This is a genomic window from Streptomyces sp. NPDC056486, assembly GCF_042795295.1.
GTDB lineage: Bacteria > Actinomycetota > Actinomycetes > Streptomycetales > Streptomycetaceae > Streptomyces.
The window spans coordinates 1-20,433 of the sequence record NZ_JBHTSF010000155.1 but is presented as its reverse complement, the minus strand read 5'-3'; the positions used below and the strand labels follow the sequence as shown (position 1 = coordinate 20,433).

Here is a 20,433-nt window from a genome sequence, read left to right as displayed (position 1 = left end):
CCACGGGGGTCGCCACCCTCCTCTTTTCTCTACGGATAACGCTTTCTTCAAGTTGAAATAGCGACCAATTAAATCGGGTCCGACCATGGCCTGAATTTCCACCGCACAGAATGAGACGCTCCCCCCGTCCGCCACTCGGTGCACTCGTCCAGCACATGACAATGGCACCAAACACCCACCCTTGACTCGTTCCTGTCGCCACTTCCCCCTTTCACCGCTGGCCCGGGACGGAATCGGCGCATCTACCCCCTGTCCAAAAATGGAGGACGTCACCTGGCATGTGAGGTACGTGTGAAACCAGTTGAGGTCACACGTAGCTGACGGTACGTCAGATATGCGTCATCATTTTTGGACAGACCGTTGGAAGGGTCACCTATTTGAAACATTTGGCTCTACGGTTCTCCACGTGGGGGGAACCACGAGGGGCATCACGAGGGGCACGAGGGGGGATTCGCCGATCAAGGCGGGGCTGCGCGAATACCGGGGGGTACGCGCAGCCCCGTAATCCAGCGGCTGTTCTTTCAAGGGGATCCGTGCGGCGACGGCCGAACGCCCGCCGCCGGAGCAGATGGCGCTGTCCGGTTCGACCAGCCGGCTCCGTTCCATCGGCATTGAAGTCCTTCTGCCGTAGGCAGGTTCAAAGACTCAGGACTCTGCGCAGGCTGCGTCCGCCCCACACATTCACGTTGGGCAACACAGGGACTTCACGAAGGAGACCCCCGTGACGGAATCTCAGCCGAACGACCCCGCTTCCGCAGGGAGCGGGTTACTGCTAGAAGCGTTTGACGCCCAACTGTTCCGGGAAACTTCCGAAACCGCACTTTCGAAACTGGAGAAACACCTTTCCGATCTCTCCATCAGGGGCCTCGAACTCATTGATCCCGCGACGTTGTCGGCGGCGGCGAAAGCCCTGATGACGACGGAGCGCGAGAAGGTGGCGACGTTCGACGAGGAGAAGCTGGCAGGGATCATCGACCTGTACATCAGGACCGGCATCCAGGTGCACTCGCCCGGATACATGGGCCGGCAGTTCTCGGGCGTCGTACCGCTCGCCGGCGTCATCGACTTCGTCAGCTCGGTGGTCAACCAGCCGGCCTCGTTCTACGAGGCGGCCCAGTTGCCCAACGCGGTGGAGCGGATCATGGCCGATGAACTCAACCGGTTCATCGGCTGGGACCCCGCCCGGTTCACCATGGTGACCACGTCGGGCGGGTCCCTGGCCAACCTCACCGCGCTCCTGGCGGCCCGCAACCAGAAGCTGCCCGGCTACTGGTCGGAGGGCGGATCCTCCTTGCGGGGCCAGCCGCGCCCCGCCATCGCGGTGGGCGCGGACGTGCACTACAGCGTCGCGCGGGCGGCCGGTGTGATGGGCATCGGCGAGGCACAGCTCGTGCGGCTCCCGCTGAACAGCCGGGGCCAGATCAGTGTGGCGGACGCGCGGCCCGCCCTTGAGGCGGCCGAGCGGCAGAACCTGAAGGTGTTCTGCCTCGTCGCGTCGGCCGGCAGCACATCGGTGGGCGCCTTCGACCCCATCGACGAACTCGCGGAGCTTGCCGGGGAGAGGGATCTCTGGCTGCACGTCGACGGCGCCCACGGAGCGAGCCTCCTGGTCTCGGACACCCTTCGCGAAAAGCTGCGGGGAATCGACAAGGCGGATTCCCTGACCTGGGACGCGCACAAAATGATGTTCGTGCCCGCGCCCTGCACGATGCTCTTCTACCGGGACAAGGAGGCGAGCCTCACCGCGTTCCGGCAGAAGGCCAGTTATGTGTTCGACGAGGAGCCGGACATTTACACCGCGTACGACAGCGGGGGCAAGAACTTCGAATGCACGAAACGGCCGATGATCATGACCCTGTGGTCACTCTGGGCCATGTACGGACCTGCCTTGTTCGCGGAGAAGATCGAGTATCTCTGTCAATTGACGGAGGAAGCACACGGAATCGTCAAGGCCGAACCCGATTTCGAGGCGGTACACCGTCCGGAAGCGAACATTCTGTGCTTCCGATATCACCCGGACGGGGTCAGGAAAGAGGACATCCATCGCCTCCAGATCTCCATCCGCAACCGTGTGAAGCTCCAGGGGAACTTCTTCATCTCCAAAGTGAACGTCGATGGAGTGGCCGCACTGCGCGTGGTCATGATGAACCATCAGGTCACCGGCGAACACTTCCGGATGCTGATCTCGGAAATCAGAGGAACAGGTCAGGACCTGCTCAGCAGCGAAGCGGGAACAGAAACAGCTTAGAGGGGACGGATGTTGAGTACGTCGCAAGTTCCACAGGCCACACACGTTCCGCCGATCGCACCGGCGCCCGGGGGCGCCCGTGAACTGGCCAACTGGCTCATCCCGGACTGGGAGTTACTGCCGGAATCAGTTGAAGCCGTAACGGCACTGCCCTCGTTCGCGGGAAAGTTACGTGAATGTGAACGGGTATGTCAGACACCGTACAGCGAGGTGTCGTACGAGGTTCAGGAAGCCGTCGTACTGCGCCGTCTGCAGCAAATGGTGAACACGGCGATGCTCAACCCGCTCTGGCACGACCGACTGCGCAACGCCGGGACCGTACGCGCCCCCGAGACGTACGAGGCGTGGCAGCAGATTCCGCTGTCGGACAAGGACATCCAGCGCGACTTCTTCATGGAGTCACGCCCCGGCATGGTGGTGCCCCTGACCCGCGGTGAGTTCGAGATCGTGGCCAGTGGCGGTACCAGCGGCGGCCGTCCGCTCGAAGTCGTCTACTCCCTGCGGGAGTTGAAGGACACGTACGAGATCGCCGGCCGCTTCATGGGCACCTATCAGCTCGCCGGACATCTCATGGGCACCGACCCCAAGTGGCTGTTCACCACGCTGGCCGACTACCAGATGTGGAGCAGCGGCACGATGGTGGGCGGTGTGCTGCAGCACGTGCCCGGCGTCAACTACGTCGGCGCGGGACCCGTCACGGCCCCCGTCCTCGAGCACATGTTCTCCTACAAGGGCCCCAAGGCCCTGATGGGCATTTCCGCGGGCATCGGGATCCTGAGCGAGCTCGGCGTGGGCATGCGCAAGGAGTCCAGGGAGAGTTTCCGCGTCGCCCTGTACGGCAGCGGGGTGCTCTCGCAGCGCAAGCGGGTCGAGCTTCAGGCGCTCTACCCGAACCTGGCGATCCTCAGCTACTTCGCCGCCACCCAGGCGGAGACCATCGGCCTGCAGCTGGATCCCGCGTCGCCCTACTTGTCGGCGGTGCCAGGACTGCACTTCATCGAGATCGTCGACGAGAACGGGCACTGGGTCCCCGAGGGCCAGGAGGGCGAACTCGTCGTCACACGCCTGCACGCCCACGAGGCACCGCTCCTGCGGCTCAAGCTCGGCGACCGGATGATCCGCAGGCCCCGGACCGAAGGCCCCGGTCTGAAGACCCAGCGGTTCGAGTTCGCGGGCCGCACCGGCGACGTGCTCCACATCAACGACAGCCAGTACTCCGCCGCCCGTGCCTACGACGCTCTGCGCGACGAGCTGAAGGCCGCCGAGGCGGTGGACCTGGACGCGGTGGCGCACGAGGTGCAGTTCGTGAACCACCGCGAAGGCAGGACGATCACGCTGCTGGCCTCGGTCGACGACGTGCTCGGCATGACGTACCGGACGGACACGGCCCTCGGCCCGTACGGCGTCCAGCAGATGTTCGTGAACGCCCTGCCGCGTTCCCTCTCGCTGTTCAACCACGGGGAGGCGAACCCCGCGTCGATCGAGAAGACCGGGTACAGCTTCCAGCTCAAGTTCGTGCCCCGCCTCTCGGCCGAGATCGAGCGGACGGCCGTCGGCAAGGTCCCGCTGGTGCGGGACCGGGGTTAGCGCCTACAGGAGGAGTGAGGATGAAGCCGCAAGTCAACATCATCGCGGTCGTCGACGTCATCGGAGCGCTCTCGGGCAGCACGCTGCTCAACGGCAACCTCTGCATGATGGACGACGGCGGGCACAACAGCGCCCATCAGGGGACGCCGGACCTGTGCACCGTGGTCAGGCCTGGCCAGGTCGTCTCGTGGACCGCTCTGGCCGTGGACCTGCAGACCCCGGTCGAGATCAAGAACATCTCCTTCGTGCCCGCGGACCAGAACAACGCCTCGGGCCGGAGCCAGGCATCGGGCCAGTCCGCGAGCCAGACGCAGAGCCAGTCCCAGAGTCAGCCCCACAGCCAGTCCCAGAGCCAGCCCTACGGCCAGGCGCAAGGCCAACCTCACGGCCAGGCGCAGGGCGTCCATGGCGCTCAGGGCGCTCAGGGCGGCAACCACTCCGAGGGCGACAAGCTCGACCTCGACGTCTGGACCGGCGTGGTGCCCAACTGGCTGACGCCCGGCGTGGCCTACCAGTACCGCCTGGAACTCCAGATGTACGAGGGCGAGAACAGCGTCATGCACGTCGACACACCCGCGTTGATGTGCCAGCAGTAGCAGCCGGTGCGCGACGGATAGGGCCGGGAATCAAGTAGCGGCGACGAAGGCGGAAACATGCCCCAACAATTGGCGATCATCGTGCTCGTGGACGTCGGCAGTGCGCTGGAGTCCGAGTCACTCGAAGGCAACACCTACCTGTTCGACAACATGAAGCTGCAGGGCTCCACGAACCAGGGAACCGGCGAGCTCGTCACCGCGATCAACGGCTCCTACTGGAGGGACGGTTCGCAGGCCAGCGAGCAGGTGCTCAACTGGCTGCCGTACAGCCTGGGTTCCATCCCGCCGACCGTGCCCCGCGGCTATGAGTTCGACCGGGCGCGGCAGACCGACGAGCAGGCCCTGGCCGAGCTGCAGGACCTCGCGAGCAAGTCATCGGTCGCGGGCACCGACCAGCAGGAGCAGCTGAGCCAGGTCCGCAAGACCGTCGGTGCCCGCGTCAAGACCACGCGGCGCACCCGCGGCCGTCTGTCCGGGCAGAAGATCCTGGACGTCACCGGCAAGGTCCTCACCGAGGACAACACGGCCGCTTACACCTACCCCGCCCCGGTGATCACCGACATCTACGGCGAGGCCGTCGACTCGAAGATCATGTATCCGGCGGAGTACGGCTCCCCCGACCTGGTCACCGACGGCTGGTACTGGTCGGCGACGGTCGACACCTCACGGCCCGGCACCTACTCGTACGTCATGCGGATCCAGCTGCACAAGCTGGTGGGCCTCAACGGCGAAATGCGCTGGGAAGCCGTCGACCTGGTCTGTCCCTCGACCCTCAAGATCACCTCCGAGCCCCGGCGGAACGCCTTCACCAAGGCGGGCATGGGCATGCTGCCCATTCCTCCGGGGTCGGGTACGCGCCCCGGCACTTCCTGATCCCGCACGGACTTCAGCCAGAAGGAGGAGCAGATGACCACCACGCCCAGGCGGCGGGAGACCAGCGCCGCGAAGCGGCCCATCTCCATCACCGCCGTAGTGGACTGTGTGGGTGCCCTGGCAGCGGGCAACATGCAGGGCCACCTGTACATGTACGACACCAACAAGTCCGCGGGATCCACCGGCTTCGGCACCGAGGAACTGCAGACGCGTGCGAAGAAGGGCGACCAGCTTCTCTGGAACGCGCTCGCGCTGGAGTGCGAGGCGTTTGTCGCCATCGACGGCATCGTGATCGACAGCTCCATCTGCGTACCGGAGCGGAAGGTCTATCCGGGCACCGACGTCGCCTACTGGACCGGCACGGTGAAGAAGGACGCGCCCAACGTCACGTACCAGATCGCTTTCAAGCTGGGCACGAGGGACGAACCGATCACCACCACCCTGTCGTCGTCCCTCATCGGCTAGGACCGGGCATGACGGCGTACGCGAAGGAGGAGTGTTGACCAGCAGCGTGCAGGAGAAGTCGACCGGCGACGTGCATCAGAAGCAGAACCCCGGACAGCTGAACTCGGTCCAGCTGAACATCGTGACGCTCATCAACATGGAGCGAGCGGCGGAGACGGGTTCCCTGAGCGACTCGATGTACATGATGGACAACAGCATCGGCGGCAAGGGACAGGGCACGTCGTCCCTGGAGACCGTCTGCAAGCAGGGCCAGGTCCTGAACTGGATCGTGCGACCGCTCGACATGGAGAAGCGCCCGGACGGCACCTGGCCCCCCATGCCGAAGATCAACAACATCACCTTCCTCGACACCGAACTGGGTGACGAGGAGGACGTGGCCGAGCGGAAGATCTTCACCGAGCTGAAGATCTACGGGATGCCGGACCGCATGCGGTCCCCGTACACGCCGGTCTACTACTACTGGGCCGGCACGGTCCTGAGCACCGCCAAGCCGGGTGTGCACAGGTACCGGCTCGTGATGGAGCTTGAGCAGGACCGCAAGAAGGAGAAGCTGTACCTGAACACGGCCATCCACCCGTCGATCCGGATCCTCGGGGTCTGACGGGTCCGACAGGTCGTGCGACCGCCAGGCCGGATATCGGTCTGGCGGTCATGTGGTACCGGGCGTAGAGAGAAAGGTTCACCCCAGGGAGGCCAAGGAGGCCGACATGGACAGGACCATCGGCAAAAGCACATTCCGGGACGCGTTCAAGAACCAGGTCGTCGTTCCCTCCGCGCTGCCGAGAGGCACCGGGCGGCGGCTCGCCGAGCGGGCCAACGCGACGGCGGGTCCGGCCGACACCGCGCTGCGGACGAAGGCCGAGTTCAGCACGTTGTACGACCTGCTGCTCGCCGAGCAGGGGACTCCGCCGGACACCGCGGCCGTCGGCAGCCTCGTACTTCTCGACGCGAACGGGCAGCTCACCCCGATCGGGCGGATCGTCGACGAGCTCCTCAACTCGGCGCAGAACAAGGCCGAGTTCTTCGCCCAGGACATGTATCAGGTCAAGGTCACCGGCTGGCCGCCGGGCGTCCTGACGGCCGACGAGGTGATGCAGGCGCCGCAGGGCGCCCGGCTGACCCTGGCCAAGAACGGCGCCGCGGACGACACGCTGCTCGCGACACCGTCGTTCTCGATGGTCAACAGCGGCAATCTGACGGCTCACGCGCCCAAGCGCTCCTGGAAGATCGACTTCGAGGTCGGCGAGAGCGAGGACCGGCTCTTCGGCATGGAGCGGGTCAACCTCAAGGCGATGTACAACGACCCGTCGCAGATGCGCGAGGCCGTCGCCTGGCGGCTCCTGGAGCGCGCGGGCATCCCGGCGGCGCAGCACACGTACGCGACGTTCTCGATCAACGACCGCTACATGGGGCTCTTCTCGGTCATCGAGCAGGTCGACAAGAAGTTCCTCAAGGACCACTTCGGCAAGAACTCCGAGGGCAACCTCTACAAGGCGTACTGCGGCGACATCGGCTGCGCGACCCTGGAGCACCGCTCCGGCACGGACGGCGGCGACAGCGGTCGGCAGTACTTCACCGCGGGCAGCCTGGAGGACGACCGTACGTACCGCCTGAAGACGAACGAGGACGTTCCTTCAGCCAGTACGTACGACGATCTCGCCACCCTCGTCCGAACGGTCAACGGCGTACAACTGGCGGGCGGTGAGGACCGGTTCGCGTCCGACGCCTTCCGCGACGCGGTGGAGCAGGTCCTGAACGTGCCCGCGTTCCTGCGCTGGGCGGGCGCCAACGTCCTCCTGGGCAGCTGGGACAACTACTTCGCCACACCGTCGAATTACTACCTCTACAACTCGGGACGGCTCGGCGACCCGACGGGGTTCATGGCCCGCCCGTACTTCACGTTCATCCCGTGGGACTACGACAACAGCTCGGGCATCGACTTCTTCTCGACGCAGTGGCAGTACACGGACCTGCTCGACTGGCCCGCGATGACCCGCAACTACTGCCGGATCACCCACGCGCCGCACGAGGTGTCGCATCTGCCGCTGTTCACCAACCTGCTGCGGCACCACGACTTCTGCCAGTACTACCTCGACCATCTCGAGTACCTCCTGGACACGGAGTTCGGCCCCGAGCGGGTCGCCGCGCTGCTCGGCGCGGAGGGCTCCGGGAGGACCGACGGTCTGTGGCAGCTCATCTCGTCCGCCGCGTACGGCGAGTCCACGAGCCAGCACGGCCAGCCCTTCACCGGGCGGCAGTTCACCAACGACGAGGTGTACCGCGCCGCGTACCGCCAGTGGGAGCTGAGCCGCGGCTCGCAGTTCACGCTCGGGATCTTCCACTACACGCGTATGCGCTACGACCACGCACGTCAGCAGCTTGCCGAACTGCGCAAGACCTATCCGAACGGCGCCAGCGGGGCGGCGTTCCCGGGTGCGATGGAGGTACTGCCCTCATGACCGCAACCAAGAAGTCGGCGAAGGCGACGAACAAGACCAAGGCCAGGACCAAGACCGACCCCAAGGTCGAGAAGGCGCGCGAGCTGCGTCTGGTCAAGGAAGCCAAGATCCAGGAGCTGATCGGCGACGGTGCGGGCAAGCGCCTGGAGGCGAGCGGCGTCCTCTACACCGACGGCGCCTTCCTGATCGTCTGCGACAACCTGCCCTCCCTCATCCGGGTCAGCAGCGAGCTGTCGCCCAAGGCCCCGGAGAACGGCGTCCTCAGCCGCAAGAAGTCCAGCACCAAGTCAAGCACCAAGGGGAAGACGAAGGGCCGTTCGGCGGCGAACGAGGGGTTCGAGGATCTCGCCCACGACGAGATGAACGACCGCTACTTCACGCTGAGCGAGGCCGAACGGGTCAAGCCCAAGGGGTATCGCGCCCGCGTCCAGGAGTACGACGCGAAGCTGCGCCCCGTCGGCTCCGCGCACCTCGACTTCGATCTGGCGGACGCCAACAAGGGCATGGAAGGCCTGGAGTGGGTAGAGCGCTCGGGCACGGGCTATCTCCTCGCCCTGTGCGAGGGAAACCGGTGCGAGGGCGGCAAGAAGGGCAGGACGCCGGGCGGCGGCCGCATCCAGGTCTTCCGGCACGGCGGCAAGCGCTGGATCAACACGGGCACGATCCGGCTGCCCGAGTCGCTGCCCTTCGAGGACTACAGCAGCGTGTCCGTGCGCGACGACGGGCAGATCGCCGTGCTGTCGCAGGCGTCGTCCGCGCTGTGGGTGGGCCGCCTCTCCACCAAGAAGTGGCAGGTGGTCGACGAGGGAATGGTCCACCGCCTGCCCACCGACAGCAAGGGCCGCAGGCTCTACGGCAACCCGGAGGGCGTGTCCTGGGTCTCGTCCGACCACGTGGTGGTCGTGTCCGACCGGGCGAAGAAGGGCGCGGGCAGCGCGCGGTACCGCGCGAAGGACCAGTCGATCCACCTGTTCCTGATCCCGGGCAACAACAACCACTGAGCCGCACCGCACAGCTGAGGTACTCGGCTGAGTTACTCGGCTGAGTTACTCGGCCGCCCACAGGCCGCGTACGTGACCGAGGTGGCGGGTCATCACCGCGCGTACGGCGTCCTCGTCGCGGGCGAGCAGTGCGTCAAGGATCTCCAGGTGCTCCTCGGCCGAGGCCTCCAGACGGCCCGCGTCGACCAGTGCCTGGAGTCCGTACAGGCGTGAGCGCTTGCGCAGGTCGCCGACCACCTCGACCAGGTGGTCGTTGCCGGAGAGCGCGAGCAGACCGAGGTGGAAGCGGATGTCGGCCTCTACGTACGCGATGAGGTCGCCGTCCGCCGCCGCGGTGACGATCTCCTGCGCGACGGGGCGCAGCGCTTCGAGCGCGGCGGGGTCCGCCGATGTGGCGAGCTCCGCCGTGGTGGGGATCTCGATCAGCGCGCGGACGTGCTTGTACTCGTCGAGCTGCTTCTCGGAGACCGCGGTGACCCGGAAGCCTTTGTTCGGCACCGTGTCGACGAGCCCCTCCTTGGCGAGGTCGAGCATGGCCTCGCGCACGGGTGTGGCGGAGACGCCGAAGCGCACGGCGAGGGTGGGCGCCGAGTAGACCTCGCCCGCGCGCAGCTCGCCCGCGATGAGCGCGGCACGGAGCGCGTCCGCGACCCGCTCGCGGTAGCTGCTGCGCGTCCCGCCCAGGCTCGGCAGGGCGGCGGGTGCGGCGGACGGAGCGCGGTTGCGCTGGGCGGCCATGGGGGTCGGTCCTCCTTGGTGCAATGTCACGTGGCGTGAGTATTCCAGGCTCTAGAGGACGAACCCCGCCGGGAAAGGATCATCCGGGTCCAGGAGGTACTGGGCGGTGCCTGTCACCCAGGCGCGCCCGGTGAAGCTGGGCAGCACGGCGGGGGTGCCCGCGACGTCGGTGGTGCCGAGCAGCCGCCCGCTGAACTGCGTGCCGATGAACGACTCGTTGACGAACTCCGTGTCGAGCGGCAGCTCTCCGCGCGCGTGCAGCTGGGCCATGCGCGCGCTCGTACCGGTACCGCACGGCGAGCGGTCGAACCAGCCGGGGTGGATGGCCATCGCATGCCGGGAGTAGCGGGCGGTGGCGCCGGGCGCGTAGAGGTGGACGTGGTGGCAGCCTCGGATGGACGGGTCCTGCGGGTGGACCGGCTCGTCCTCGGCGTTGATCGCCTCCATCAGCGAGAGGCCCGCGGCGAGGATCTCGTCCTTGCGGTCGCGCTCGAAGGGGAGGCCGAACTGGTCCAGGGGCAGGATCGCGTAGAAGTTGCCGCCGTAAGCCAGGTCGTACGTCACCGAACGGCCGTCGGGCAGGGTGATCTTGCGGTCGAGGGCGACGGCGAAGGACGGCACGTTCTTCAGCGTGACGGCCTTCGCCGCGCCGTCCTGCACGGCGACCTCGGCGACGACGAGGCCCGCCGGGGTGTCCAGGCGGATCGTGGTGACCGGCTCGACGACCTCGACCATGCCGGTCTCCACGAGGACGGTGGCGACGCCGATGGTGCCGTGCCCGCACATCGGCAGATAGCCCGAGACCTCGATGTAGATCACGCCGTAGTCGCAGTCGGGCCGGGTGGGCGGCTGGAGGATCGCGCCGCTCATCGCCGCGTGGCCGCGCGGTTCGTTCATGAGGAGCTGCTTGATGTCGTCGCGGTGCTCGCGGAAGTAGAGCCTGCGCTCGTTCATCGTCGCGCCCGGGACGGTGCCGATACCGCCGGTGATCACCCGCGTCGGCATGCCTTCGGTGTGCGAGTCGACCGCGTGCAGGACCAGTTTGCTGCGCATGTGCGGTGCCTTTCGTACGAGTACGGGGGCGTACGCGGGTGGGTGCGGTGCGGGGGTGTGCGCGGGGGTGTGCGGCTAGGCGAGTCCGGCGGCGATGGCGTGCTCGGACGCGGTGCGCACCGCGTTCTCCTGCTCGGGCAGCAGCGGCACACGGGGTGGGCGGCAGGGGCCGCCGTGGCGTCCCGCGATGTCCATGGACAGCTTGATGGCCTGGACGAACTCGGGCCTTGAGTCCCAGCGGAGCAGCGGGTGCAGCTGTCGGTAGAGCTTGCCCGCCGTGCCCAGGTCGCCGGCCACGGCGGCGCGGTAGAGCTCGACGGAAGCGGCGGGCAGCATGTTCGGGTACCCGGCGACCCAGCCCTTGGCGCCCGCGACGGCGAGTTCGAGCAGTACGTCGTCGGCGCCCACCAACAGATCGAGTTCCGGGGCGAGTTCGGCGATACGGTAGGCGCGTCGCACGTCTCCGGAGAACTCCTTGACGCCGTGTATGTACCCCTCGGCGTGCAGCTTCGCGAGGAGCTCGGGCACGAGGTCGACCTTGGTGTCGATGGGGTTGTTGTACGCCACGATCGGAAGGTCCGCCTTGGCGACCTCCGCATAGTGCGCGAGGACGGACCGCTCGTCGGCACGGTAGGCGTTGGGCGGCAGGAGCATGACGGACGCGCAGCCCGCGTCCTTGGCCTGCTCGGCCCAGCGGCGGGCCTCGGCGGAGCCGTAGGCGGCGACGCCGGGCATGACGCGCTGCCCGCCGACCGCTTCGACGGCGGTCTCCACGACCTTGGCACGTTCCTCCGAGGTGAGCACCTGGTACTCGCCGAGCGATCCGTTGGGTACGACGCCGTCGCAGCCGTTCTCGACGAGCCAGGCGCAGTGCTCGGCGAAGCGGCCGTAGTTGACGGAGAGGTCGTCGTTCAGCGGGAGCGCGGTGGCGACGAGTACGCCGTGCCAGGGGCGGGGGCGGTCGGCGGGGGCGTTCATGGGCGGGGTCCCTTCGTTGCGGTGCGGTGCGTGGAGGGGTGAGGTCAGGAGGGGGGCTGTTCGTCGTCGGCGGTGCGTGCGAGCACCCCGAGCGGCACCGGCCGGGCGAACGGCCGCCGCGCGGAGCGCTCCTCGCAGCCCGCGAGCCCTGCGACGGCCGCCGAACACATCCGGCCCTGGCACCAGCCCATGCCGGCCCGGGTCAGGAGTTTCACGGTCCGCGCGTCGGTGGCCCCGAGTTCCTCGACGGCCTCGCGGACCGCCGACGCCGGGACCTCCTCGCAGCGACAGACCAGGGTGTCGTCGTGGAGCTGCTCGGCCCAGTGCGCGGGCGGCACGTACACGGCGCCGAGCGCTGCGGCGAACTCCCGCAATTTTGTACGGGACTTGGCGGCGGAAGCCCATGCGCGCGGGTCGGGCACACTCCCCCGGAGCCTCGCGACGGCCGAGCGTCCCGCGATGTGTCCCTCGGCGAGCGAGAGGGCGGCGCCGCCGATGCCGGTGGCCTCGCCCGCGGCCCAGACGCCGGGGACGTCGGTGCGCTGCTCTGCGTCGACGGCGACGTTCAGGCCGTCGACGCGGCAGCCGAGCCCCTCGGCGAGATCGGTGTGCGGCAGCATGCCGTGGCCGACGGCGAGGGTGTCGCAGGGGATGCGCCGTTCGGTACCGGGCCTGACACGCCCCGCCGCGTCGAGTGCCGCGATGGTCACCGCCTCGACCGCGTCGTCCTTGCCGTGGGCCTCGACGACGGTGTGCCGTGAGAGCAGGGGGACGCGGTGGCGCAGTAGTCGGGCCGCGTACCCGGCCCCTTCGGCGAGCTTGTCCGGGTGGGCGGCGAGGGTGGCCGCGTGCCGGGCGAAGGCCTTCGGCTCTGCGGACTCGACCAGGGCGGCCACCTCGGCACCGGCCGCCGCGAGCCCGGCGGCGACGGGCATGAGCAGCGGTCCTGTTCCGGCCACGACCGCGGTGCGCCCCGGGAGCACGAGGCCTCCCTTGAGCATGGCCTGCGCACCACCGGCGGTGACCACACCGGGTAGGGTCCAGCCGGGGAACGGCAGGACCTTCTCGTATCCCCCGGTCGCGAGGAGCACGGCGTCGGCGTGCACGGCCACGGACTCTTCCTGCTCGGGTCCGAGGAGCGCGTGCACGGTGAAGCCGCCGGACGAGTCGTCCCGCCGCTCCACGAACCAGACGTGATGCTCCGTCAAGTGCTGGACCCGGCCCGCCGCGATCTGTTCCGCGAGGCCGTCCCTCAGCCGCTCCCACGTCCGCCACTGGTGATGCAGCGCCTGCGGTCGGCGCGCGCCGAGCGCTCCCGCGGACTGGCGGTAGAACTGGCCGCCCGCCCGCGCGGCCGAGTCGAGCACCGTGACCCGCACGCCGCGCTGAGCCGCGGCGAGCGCTGCCGCGAGGCCTGCGGGGCCCGCGCCGACCACGGCCAGCGTGCGCGGTGGCTCCGCGCCCGCCGTCACTGTTTGTCCCCCGCGTCCGACCCTGGACGAACGAGCTTTCCCGCCCACCCACCCGATTGCCCCGCACTCATCGCCGTTCCCCTATCTCCCCGTCGCCATGACCGCTGCCGTCCTGCGTCCTGATCTCGTCTCCGGGTGCCGCCGGCAGCAGGCAAGCCCGTTGATTTGCCCGCCCGTTGACCTCCACCAGGCAGTCGAAGCAGACGCCGATCCCGCAGAAGACTCCCCTCGGCTCGCCGCCGCGCCGCGTCGTGCGCCAGGCGGTGATGCCCGCCGACCAGAGCGCGGCGGCCACCGTCTGTCCCGGCAGGGCCGGGATCTCGCGGCCGTCGAACGTGACGGTGTACGGCGGGGCGGGGCGGGCGCGGACCAGGTTCAAGGGGGTGCGCTTCAGGGGGGTGCGTCTACTCATGGCGACTCCTCGGGCACGGTGTCGGCGAACCGGTCGGGGCGGAACGGATCGAGACTGAGATCCGGATCCACCCCGCTCAGTACCTGGGCGATCAAGTGGCCCGTCCCCGCCGCGAGTCCGATCCCCGCGCCCTCGTGCCCGCAGGCGTGGATGAGCCCCGGCACCCGGGCGTCAGGGCCGATGGCGGGGAGGTGGTCCGGCATGTAAGGGCGGAAGCCCACGTATGCGCGCATCGCCCGGACGCTCTCCAGGAACGGGAAGAGCCGGGTCGCCCCCGCCGCGAGGGCGCGCATCACCGGCAGGGAGAACGAGCGGTCGAAGCCGACCCGTTCGCGGCTGGCGCCGATCAGGATCGGCCCGGCGGCCGTTCCCTCGACCACCGGCGATGTCTGGAGGGCGGCGGATCCGCTGGCCACGTCGGCCACGTAGTCGGCGGCGTACACCTTGTGCCGGACCCTGCGCGGCAGCGGCTCGGTGACCAGGACGAAGCCGCGCCGCGGCAGCACGGGCAGGCGCACTCCGGCGAGGGCGGCGACGTCGCCGCCCCAGGTGCCCGCCGCGTTCACGACGTACGGGGCGTGGATCTCGCCCTGGTCGGTGCGGACCCCTCGTACCTCACCGCCTGCGGTCCGAAGTACAGCAGTCACGGTCCGGCCGGTGAGTGACTGCGCCCCCAACAACCGTGCCATGCGCACCAGTTGGGCTGCGGCCAGGGACGGCATCACCTGGCAGTCCTGCGGATAGAAGACGCCGCCCGCCGTGTCGGGAGCGAGGTGCGGCTCCAGTTCGTACAGCTCATCGGCCGCGACGGCCCGTGCGTCGACCCCGGCTTCGCGCTGCCCTGCGGCGAACTCCCCCAGCGCCGCGAGCCCTTCATCGGACGATGCCACGACGACGCCGCCCTTGGCATCGAATTCGATGGCCGCGCCCACGCCCGGCTCGGCGGCGAGCTCCGACCACAACCGGCCCGAAAGAAGAGCGAGTTCGAGCTCGGGTCCTGGCTCCTTGTCGGACACGAGGAGGTTCCCCTCGCCGGATCCCGTCGTGCCGCCGGACACCGGACCGCGGTCCACCAGGACGACGGACAGTCCGGCCCGCGCCGCGTACAGAGCACACGCGGCGCCCACCATCCCGGCGCCGACAACCACAACATCGCAGGTCAGCCGCTTTGTCACGCCAGTACTATGTCACATGTTCCCTTACGGGCCAAGGGTCTCTAGGCTGGCGGAACCGCCACCGAGCACTCCGCCACGAGCCCCGGAACGGGGAAGAAAAGGTGACCCCCATGAGCAAGCCCGCCAAGCCCGCCGAGTCCGCCACGTCCGCCATGTCCAAGGTCCGCAAGAACGCCCTGTACCCCGAGGTATCCGACGAGCTCTCCGCCCTGATGAGGACCGGCTGGGCTGACACCGAGCAGCGCGACCTGCGGCCGGCCGAACAGGCCCCGCACGCGGCACACCGCCGCGCCGCCCTGTCCGCGCTGTTCCCCGGCGAGCGCCTCGTGATCCCCTCCGGGAAGCTCAAGACCCGCTCGAACGACGACCATTACCCCTTCCGCCCCTACTCCGCCTACGTCCACATGACCGGCGATCAGGCGAGGGACTGCGCCCTGGTCCTCGAACCGCGCGCCGACGGCGAGGGCCACGACGCGCACCTCTACCAACTCCCTCGCGACAGCAGGGACAGCGACGAGTTCTGGACCGGCATGACGGCCGAACTGTGGATGGGCCGCAGGCGCAGCCTCGCCGAGTCCGAGCTGCTCCTCGGCCTGCCCTGCCGCGACGTCCGTGACGCACCGACCGACCTCGCCGCCTCATCCGACGTACCGACCCGCATCGTGCGCGGCCACGACCCGGCGCTCGAGGCTGCCGTGACGACCGACGAGGAGCGCGACGCCGATCTTAAGGAGGCACTCTCGGGCCTGCGCCTGGTCAAGGACGACTGGGAGATCGGCGAGCTGCGCAAGGCGGTCGACTCCACGGTCCGCGGATTCACCGATGTCGTACGGGAGTTGAGTACCGCCGTCGCCACGTCGGAACGCTGGATCGAGGGCACCTTCTTCCGCCGCGCCCGCCTGGAGGGCAACCACATCGGCTACGGCTCGATCTGCGCGGCGGGCGAGCACGCCACGATCATGCACTGGCAGCAGAACGACGGCCCCGTGCGCCCGGGCGAACTCCTGCTCCTGGACGCGGGCGTGGAAACCCACTCCCTCTACACCGCCGACGTCACGCGCACCCTCCCCATCGACGGCACCTTCACCCCGCTCCAGCGCAAGATCTACGACGCGGTGTACGAGGCGCAGGAGGCGGGCATCGCCGCCGTGAAGCCGGGCGCCGCGTACCGCGACTTCCATGACGCCGCGCAGCGGTACCTCGCGCACAAGCTCGTCGAGTGGGGCCTCCTCGACGGCGACCCGGAGCGGGTGTTCGAACTCGCCCTGCAGCGCCGTTTCACCATGGCGGGCACGGGCCACATGCTCGGTCTCGACGTCCACGACTGCGCCCAGGCGCGCACCGAGGAGTACGTCGGCGGCGTACTCGAAGAGGGCATGGTGCTCACCGTCGAACCCGGCCTGTACTTCCAGCCGGACGACCTCACCGTGCCCGAGGAGTACCGGGGCATCGGGGTCCGCATCGAGGACGACATCCTCGTCACGGCCGACGGCAACGAGAACCTGTCCGCAGGTCTGCCGCGCGGTGCCGCGGCGGTCGAGGAGTGGATGAGCGGCCTGGCGGGCGACCGCTAGGGCGGGCACGACACAAGGGGTACGGGCTCGGCACACGGGCCCGTGCCCGGCATCGATCGCACCTCTATACACTCTATGTATACATGCTGTGTATAGTCCTCGCATGTTCGCTGCGAAAAGCAAGATGAAGAGTTCCGCCAAAGGGTTCCGTCGAGCCGCGTCCTTGACGACCGTGGCCTGCGCGGCCATGGCTGCCGTCGCCCTGCCGGGATGCACCAAGGTGGACACCTCGGCGCCCAGTTCCGTCCGCAAGGACGGGACGTCCCTGAGCGCCGGGGCCCGGGGGAAGTTCGGGACGGTCGACTGCCGCAAGGCGAAGTGCGTGGCCCTGACCTTCGACGCGGGGCCGAGCGAGAACTCGCCGCGCCTTCTCGACATCCTCAAGGAGGAGAAGGTACCCGCCACCTTCTTCCTGCTCGGCAAGAACCACATAGCCGAGCACCCCGGGCTCGTGAAGCGCATGGAGGACGAGGGGCACGAGGTGGCGAACCACACCTGGTCGCACAAGATCCTCACCGACGTCACGCCGGACGCGGCACGCCGGGAGCTGCGCAGGACCGACGAGGCGATAGAGAAGCTGATCGGCCACAAGCCGACCCTGATGCGCCCGCCGCAGGGACGTACCAACCCCGACATCAACGACATCTCCCGGAAGGAAGGCCTCGCGGAGGTTCTGTGGAGCGTGACCGCCAAGGACTACACGACCGACGACTCCGCCCTGATCCAGAAGCGCGTCGTCGATCAGACCGAGCGGGACGGCATCATCCTGCTGCACGACATCTACAAGGGGACGGTGCCAGCGGTGCCGGGCATCATCGACGAGTTGAGGAAGCGCGGCTACGTCTTCGTGACGGTTCCGCAGCTGCTCGCGCCGGGCAAGGCCGAGGCGGGGAAGATCTACCGCCCGTAGCAGGCGCTGTTCGCCTCCGTGGCCTGGCAGGATCGGCGTGTGGCTCTCTTCCGTATCGACCGGAAATCATCCCTGCCCGCCGACGAGGCCTGGCGCAGGCTCACCGCGTGGGAGCGGCATGCCGACGTGGTCCCGCTGACGCGGATCACCGTCCGAACGCCGCCGCCCAGTGGGGAGGGCACGGTGTTCGTCGCCCGCAGCGGGATCGGTCCTGTCGGGTTCGACGACGCGATGGAGGTCGTGACATGGCGCCCGGCCCCCGCCGCGGACGGAGGCGGAGGCGGAGGCCTGTGCCGTCTTGAGAAGCGGGGGTCGTTCGTCACGGGGTGGGCGGAGATCGAGGTGTCCCCACGGGCGGGGGCCGGTTCGGCGGTGGCCTGGCGGGAGGAGCTGCGCGTGCGGTGGTTGCCACGGATCTTCGACGGGGTGCTGGTGGCTGCCGCGCGATGGATGTTCGGGCGGGCGGTGGACGAACTGCTCTCCTCTCCCCCGACCCGCTCTCACGCCTGACGGAGGCTCACCGGCCAGGCAAACACCTGCCACAGAGACCTTCGAGGTCAGCGACGTGGGGCTCCTGCCGTGGGGGAGGGGACGGGACGCCGAGGATCAAGATCATTCCAGGTGTCCGCCCCTCCCCGTCCCAGACCCGTGAAGCCGTCGGCTCAGTCCCGTGAAGCCCGCGCCCGCCCGTGCAGCGTGCGCGCCACCTTCGGCCCCAGCCACCGCTTCATCCTGCGCAGCGGCTCCAACTGCTCGGCCGCCCGGTCGATCCGGTAGTACAGCTGCGGCGGAATGTGCGGCAGGAGCGGCGAGTGGCGCTGGCCCAGGAGCGCGAACATCTGGGCCGGGTCGAGGCCGATGTAGCGCGGCAGATTCTCGTACCACTGGGCGCTGTAGCGGGCCGCGCTCTGGACGGAGAGGAGGGCGGACCTGCGCTCCCGTTCGTAGCTCGCGAGGGCGGGGCCGAGCTCCGGGCCCCCGGCCGGGTTGCCCCGCAGTGCGTCCGCAAGCGCGATCGCGTCCTCCATCGCGAGCGTCGTGCCCGCGCCGATCGAGTAGTGCGTGGTGTGCGCGGCGTCGCCGAGCAGGACCACGTTGTCGCGGTGCCATGTCCGGTTGGTCAGCGTCCGGAAGTTGAGCCACTGCGCGCTGCCGTCGGCCTGGGCGCGGCCGATCAGACGGTGCCCGTCGAGGGGCCCCGCGAAGAGCCGCTCCAGGAGGGCGAGGCCGTCGGCCTCGCTCGCATCGTGCAGGCCGAGGCCCGTCCAGACCTGCGGGGAGCACTCGACGACGCAGGTGCTCTGCTCGTCGCTGAAGCGGTAGCCGTAGCACCAGATCCAGCCGTGCGCGGTCTCCACGAAGGCGAAGGTGAAGGAGTCGAAGACCTTGGTGGTGCCGAGCCAGATGTATTTGTTCCGCCCGACCGCGACTTCCGTGCCGAAGTGGCCCGCGTGGCGTTCGCGCAGCGCGCTCCTGACGCCGTCGCCCGCGACGACGAGATCGGCGTCGGGCAGCTGGGCGGCGTCCGTGATCTCGCTCTCGAACTCGACGCGTACGCCCAGGGATCGGGCCCGCGTGGCGAGGATGTCGAGCAGCCGGTGGCGCCCGATGCCGTGGCCCTCGTCGCCGTGGTGGACCGTGGTGCGATCGCCCACGTGCGCGATGCCGTCGCTCCAGCGCACCGAGTGCTCGCTGACGGCGCGCGCGGACTCGGGGTCACCGGCGCGGAGCTTTTCGAGCAGGCCGCCCCAGTAGGTGACCCCCCAGCCGTATGTCGCCCCGGCCGGGTTCCGTTCGTGGACGGTGATGTCGTGGGACGGGTCCTGCCGTTTGAGCAGGATCGAGAGGTACAGGGCGGCGGGACCGCCGCCGACGCAGGCGACCTTCACAGATGCTCCCATTGCGTCACAAAGTGGTCAGTTTGTGACGCAACGTAGCAGGCGTATGTCATGAACCCGTGGATCTCGGGCGGCGGATCCGGAACGTCAGGCCGCCGACCGGTAGGTCAGGCCACGGACCCGGTAGGTCAGGCCACAGACCCGATACGCCCGGCCGGTCGCCGCGAGCCGTCGTGGTGGATCGGCGTGTGCGCACCCATCAGCGAGACCCCGCTGCCGCCCCGCCGGTTCGCGACGATCTCCGCGGCGATGGAGAGGGCCGTCTCCTCCGGGGTACGCGCACCCAGGTCGAGGCCGATGGGCGAGCGGAGGCGGGTCAACTCAAGGTCGCTCACGCCGACTTCACGCAGCCGGGCGTTGCGGTCCTCGTGCGTGCGGCGCGATCCCATCGCGCCCACGTAGGCGACCGGCAGGCGCAGGGCCAGTTCGAGCAGGGGCACGTCGAACTTTGCGTCGTGCGTCAGGACGCACAGGACGGTGCGTGCGTCGACCTCCGTCCGCTTCAGGTATTTGTGCGGCCACTCGACGACGATCTCGTCGGCGTCGGGGAAACGTGCCGCGGTGGCGAACACGGGCCGCGCGTCGCACACGGTGACGCGGTAGCCGAGGAACTTGCCGATCCTGACGAGCGCCGAAGCGAAGTCGATGGCGCCGAACACGATCATGCGGGGCGGCGGGACACTCGACTCGACGAGGAGCGTGAGCGGCTGCCCGCAGCGCGAGCCGTCCTCGCCGATCTCCACCGTGCCCGTGCGCCCCGCGTCCAGCATCGCGCGGGCCTCGCCCGCCGCGGTGCGGTCCAGCTCCGGATGTCCGCCGAGCCCGCCCTCATGAGCGGCGTCGGCGTCGGAACGTACGAGAAGGGCCCGGCCCACGAGCTCCGGGGGGCCTGAGGTGATCCGGGCGATCGCCGCGGGCTCACCCGACGCGGCCGCCGCGAGCGCGGCGGCGAACACCGGCCGCACGGAGGAGTCCGCGCGGACCGGGGTGACGA

Annotated in this window: 19 protein-coding genes; 11 read left to right on the top strand and 8 right to left on the bottom strand. The window is 68.8% G+C overall.

Going from position 1 to position 20,433, the window contains the following annotated elements; genetic code table 11:
• Positions 1–913 precede the first annotated feature (913 nt).
• The 8 genes from ACFQ7F_RS37620 (at position 914) to ACFQ7F_RS37585 (ending at position 9,229) form a co-directional block, all read left to right on the top strand.
• On the top strand, positions 914–2,248 hold the full coding sequence (locus tag ACFQ7F_RS37620; protein ID WP_383281046.1) for a pyridoxal phosphate-dependent decarboxylase family protein: 1,335 nt from the start codon (positions 914–916) through the stop codon (positions 2,246–2,248).
• Positions 2,249–2,458: 210 nt separating this feature from the next.
• Complete coding sequence (locus ACFQ7F_RS37615; RefSeq protein ID WP_383281043.1) at positions 2,459–3,835, top strand: hypothetical protein; 1,377 nt, start codon at positions 2,459–2,461, stop codon at positions 3,833–3,835.
• 20 nt (positions 3,836–3,855) lie between these two features.
• Positions 3,856–4,431 (top strand): hypothetical protein, encoded by a 576-nt coding sequence (locus ACFQ7F_RS37610; protein ID WP_383281041.1) that lies wholly within the window; start codon positions 3,856–3,858, stop codon positions 4,429–4,431.
• Positions 4,432–4,488: 57 nt separating this feature from the next.
• Positions 4,489–5,304, top strand: a complete 816-nt coding sequence (locus tag ACFQ7F_RS37605) for a hypothetical protein (protein WP_383281038.1) — start codon at positions 4,489–4,491, stop codon at positions 5,302–5,304.
• A 33-nt stretch (positions 5,305–5,337) separates the two neighbouring features.
• Positions 5,338–5,769: a hypothetical protein gene (locus tag ACFQ7F_RS37600; RefSeq protein ID WP_383281035.1), complete on the top strand. Its 432-nt coding sequence runs from the start codon at positions 5,338–5,340 to the stop codon at positions 5,767–5,769.
• Positions 5,770–5,803: 34 nt separating this feature from the next.
• Complete coding sequence (locus tag ACFQ7F_RS37595; protein ID WP_383281032.1) at positions 5,804–6,370, top strand: hypothetical protein; 567 nt, start codon at positions 5,804–5,806, stop codon at positions 6,368–6,370.
• Between the two features lie 106 nt (positions 6,371–6,476).
• On the top strand, positions 6,477–8,228 hold the full coding sequence (locus ACFQ7F_RS37590) for a CotH kinase family protein (protein WP_383281029.1): 1,752 nt from the start codon (positions 6,477–6,479) through the stop codon (positions 8,226–8,228).
• Positions 8,225–9,229 carry a hypothetical protein gene (locus tag ACFQ7F_RS37585; protein WP_383281026.1) on the top strand — a complete coding sequence of 335 codons (1,005 nt, stop codon included), beginning with the start codon at positions 8,225–8,227 and terminating at the stop codon, positions 9,227–9,229. The genes ACFQ7F_RS37590 and ACFQ7F_RS37585 overlap by 4 nt, the downstream gene beginning before the upstream one ends.
• A gap of 45 nt (positions 9,230–9,274) precedes the next feature.
• Here ACFQ7F_RS37585 and ACFQ7F_RS37580 read toward each other — a convergent pair whose 3' ends face one another.
• From ACFQ7F_RS37580 to ACFQ7F_RS37555, 6 genes are all read right to left on the bottom strand, one after another.
• A complete protein-coding gene (locus ACFQ7F_RS37580; protein ID WP_383281023.1) occupies positions 9,275–9,967 on the bottom strand; it encodes a GntR family transcriptional regulator in 693 nt (230 codons plus the stop codon).
• A gap of 51 nt (positions 9,968–10,018) precedes the next feature.
• Positions 10,019–11,020 (bottom strand): proline racemase family protein, encoded by a 1,002-nt coding sequence (locus ACFQ7F_RS37575; protein ID WP_383281020.1) that lies wholly within the window; start codon positions 11,018–11,020, stop codon positions 10,019–10,021.
• A gap of 75 nt (positions 11,021–11,095) precedes the next feature.
• A complete protein-coding gene (locus ACFQ7F_RS37570) occupies positions 11,096–11,998 on the bottom strand; it encodes a dihydrodipicolinate synthase family protein (RefSeq protein WP_383281017.1) in 903 nt (300 codons plus the stop codon).
• A gap of 44 nt (positions 11,999–12,042) precedes the next feature.
• The gene (locus ACFQ7F_RS37565; protein ID WP_383281014.1) at positions 12,043–13,470 is read right to left on the bottom strand and encodes an FAD-dependent oxidoreductase; all 1,428 of its coding nucleotides are present in this window, start codon (positions 13,468–13,470) and stop codon (positions 12,043–12,045) included.
• 67 nt (positions 13,471–13,537) lie between these two features.
• On the bottom strand, positions 13,538–13,882 hold the full coding sequence (locus ACFQ7F_RS37560; protein ID WP_383281011.1) for a (2Fe-2S)-binding protein: 345 nt from the start codon (positions 13,880–13,882) through the stop codon (positions 13,538–13,540).
• Positions 13,879–15,057, bottom strand: a complete 1,179-nt coding sequence (locus tag ACFQ7F_RS37555; protein WP_383281008.1) for an NAD(P)/FAD-dependent oxidoreductase — start codon at positions 15,055–15,057, stop codon at positions 13,879–13,881. Before ACFQ7F_RS37555 ends, ACFQ7F_RS37560 begins: the two co-directional genes overlap by 4 nt.
• A gap of 152 nt (positions 15,058–15,209) precedes the next feature.
• Here ACFQ7F_RS37555 and ACFQ7F_RS37550 point away from each other — a divergent pair, with 152 nt between their 5' ends.
• From ACFQ7F_RS37550 to ACFQ7F_RS37540, 3 genes are all read left to right on the top strand, one after another.
• The gene (locus tag ACFQ7F_RS37550; protein ID WP_383281052.1) at positions 15,210–16,631 is read left to right on the top strand and encodes an aminopeptidase P family protein; all 1,422 of its coding nucleotides are present in this window, start codon (positions 15,210–15,212) and stop codon (positions 16,629–16,631) included.
• Positions 16,632–16,734: 103 nt separating this feature from the next.
• A complete protein-coding gene (locus ACFQ7F_RS37545; RefSeq protein ID WP_383281005.1) occupies positions 16,735–17,541 on the top strand; it encodes a polysaccharide deacetylase family protein in 807 nt (268 codons plus the stop codon).
• Positions 17,542–17,580: 39 nt separating this feature from the next.
• The gene (locus ACFQ7F_RS37540; protein WP_383281002.1) at positions 17,581–18,051 is read left to right on the top strand and encodes an SRPBCC family protein; all 471 of its coding nucleotides are present in this window, start codon (positions 17,581–17,583) and stop codon (positions 18,049–18,051) included.
• A 152-nt stretch (positions 18,052–18,203) separates the two neighbouring features.
• Here the strand turns inward: ACFQ7F_RS37540 and ACFQ7F_RS37535 are convergent, their stop codons facing one another.
• Positions 18,204–19,430: an FAD-dependent monooxygenase gene (locus ACFQ7F_RS37535; protein ID WP_383281049.1), complete on the bottom strand. Its 1,227-nt coding sequence runs from the start codon at positions 19,428–19,430 to the stop codon at positions 18,204–18,206.
• Positions 19,431–19,567: 137 nt separating this feature from the next.
• Positions 19,568–20,433: XdhC family protein (locus ACFQ7F_RS37530; protein WP_383280999.1), on the bottom strand; the 866-nt coding region annotated here is incomplete at its 5' end.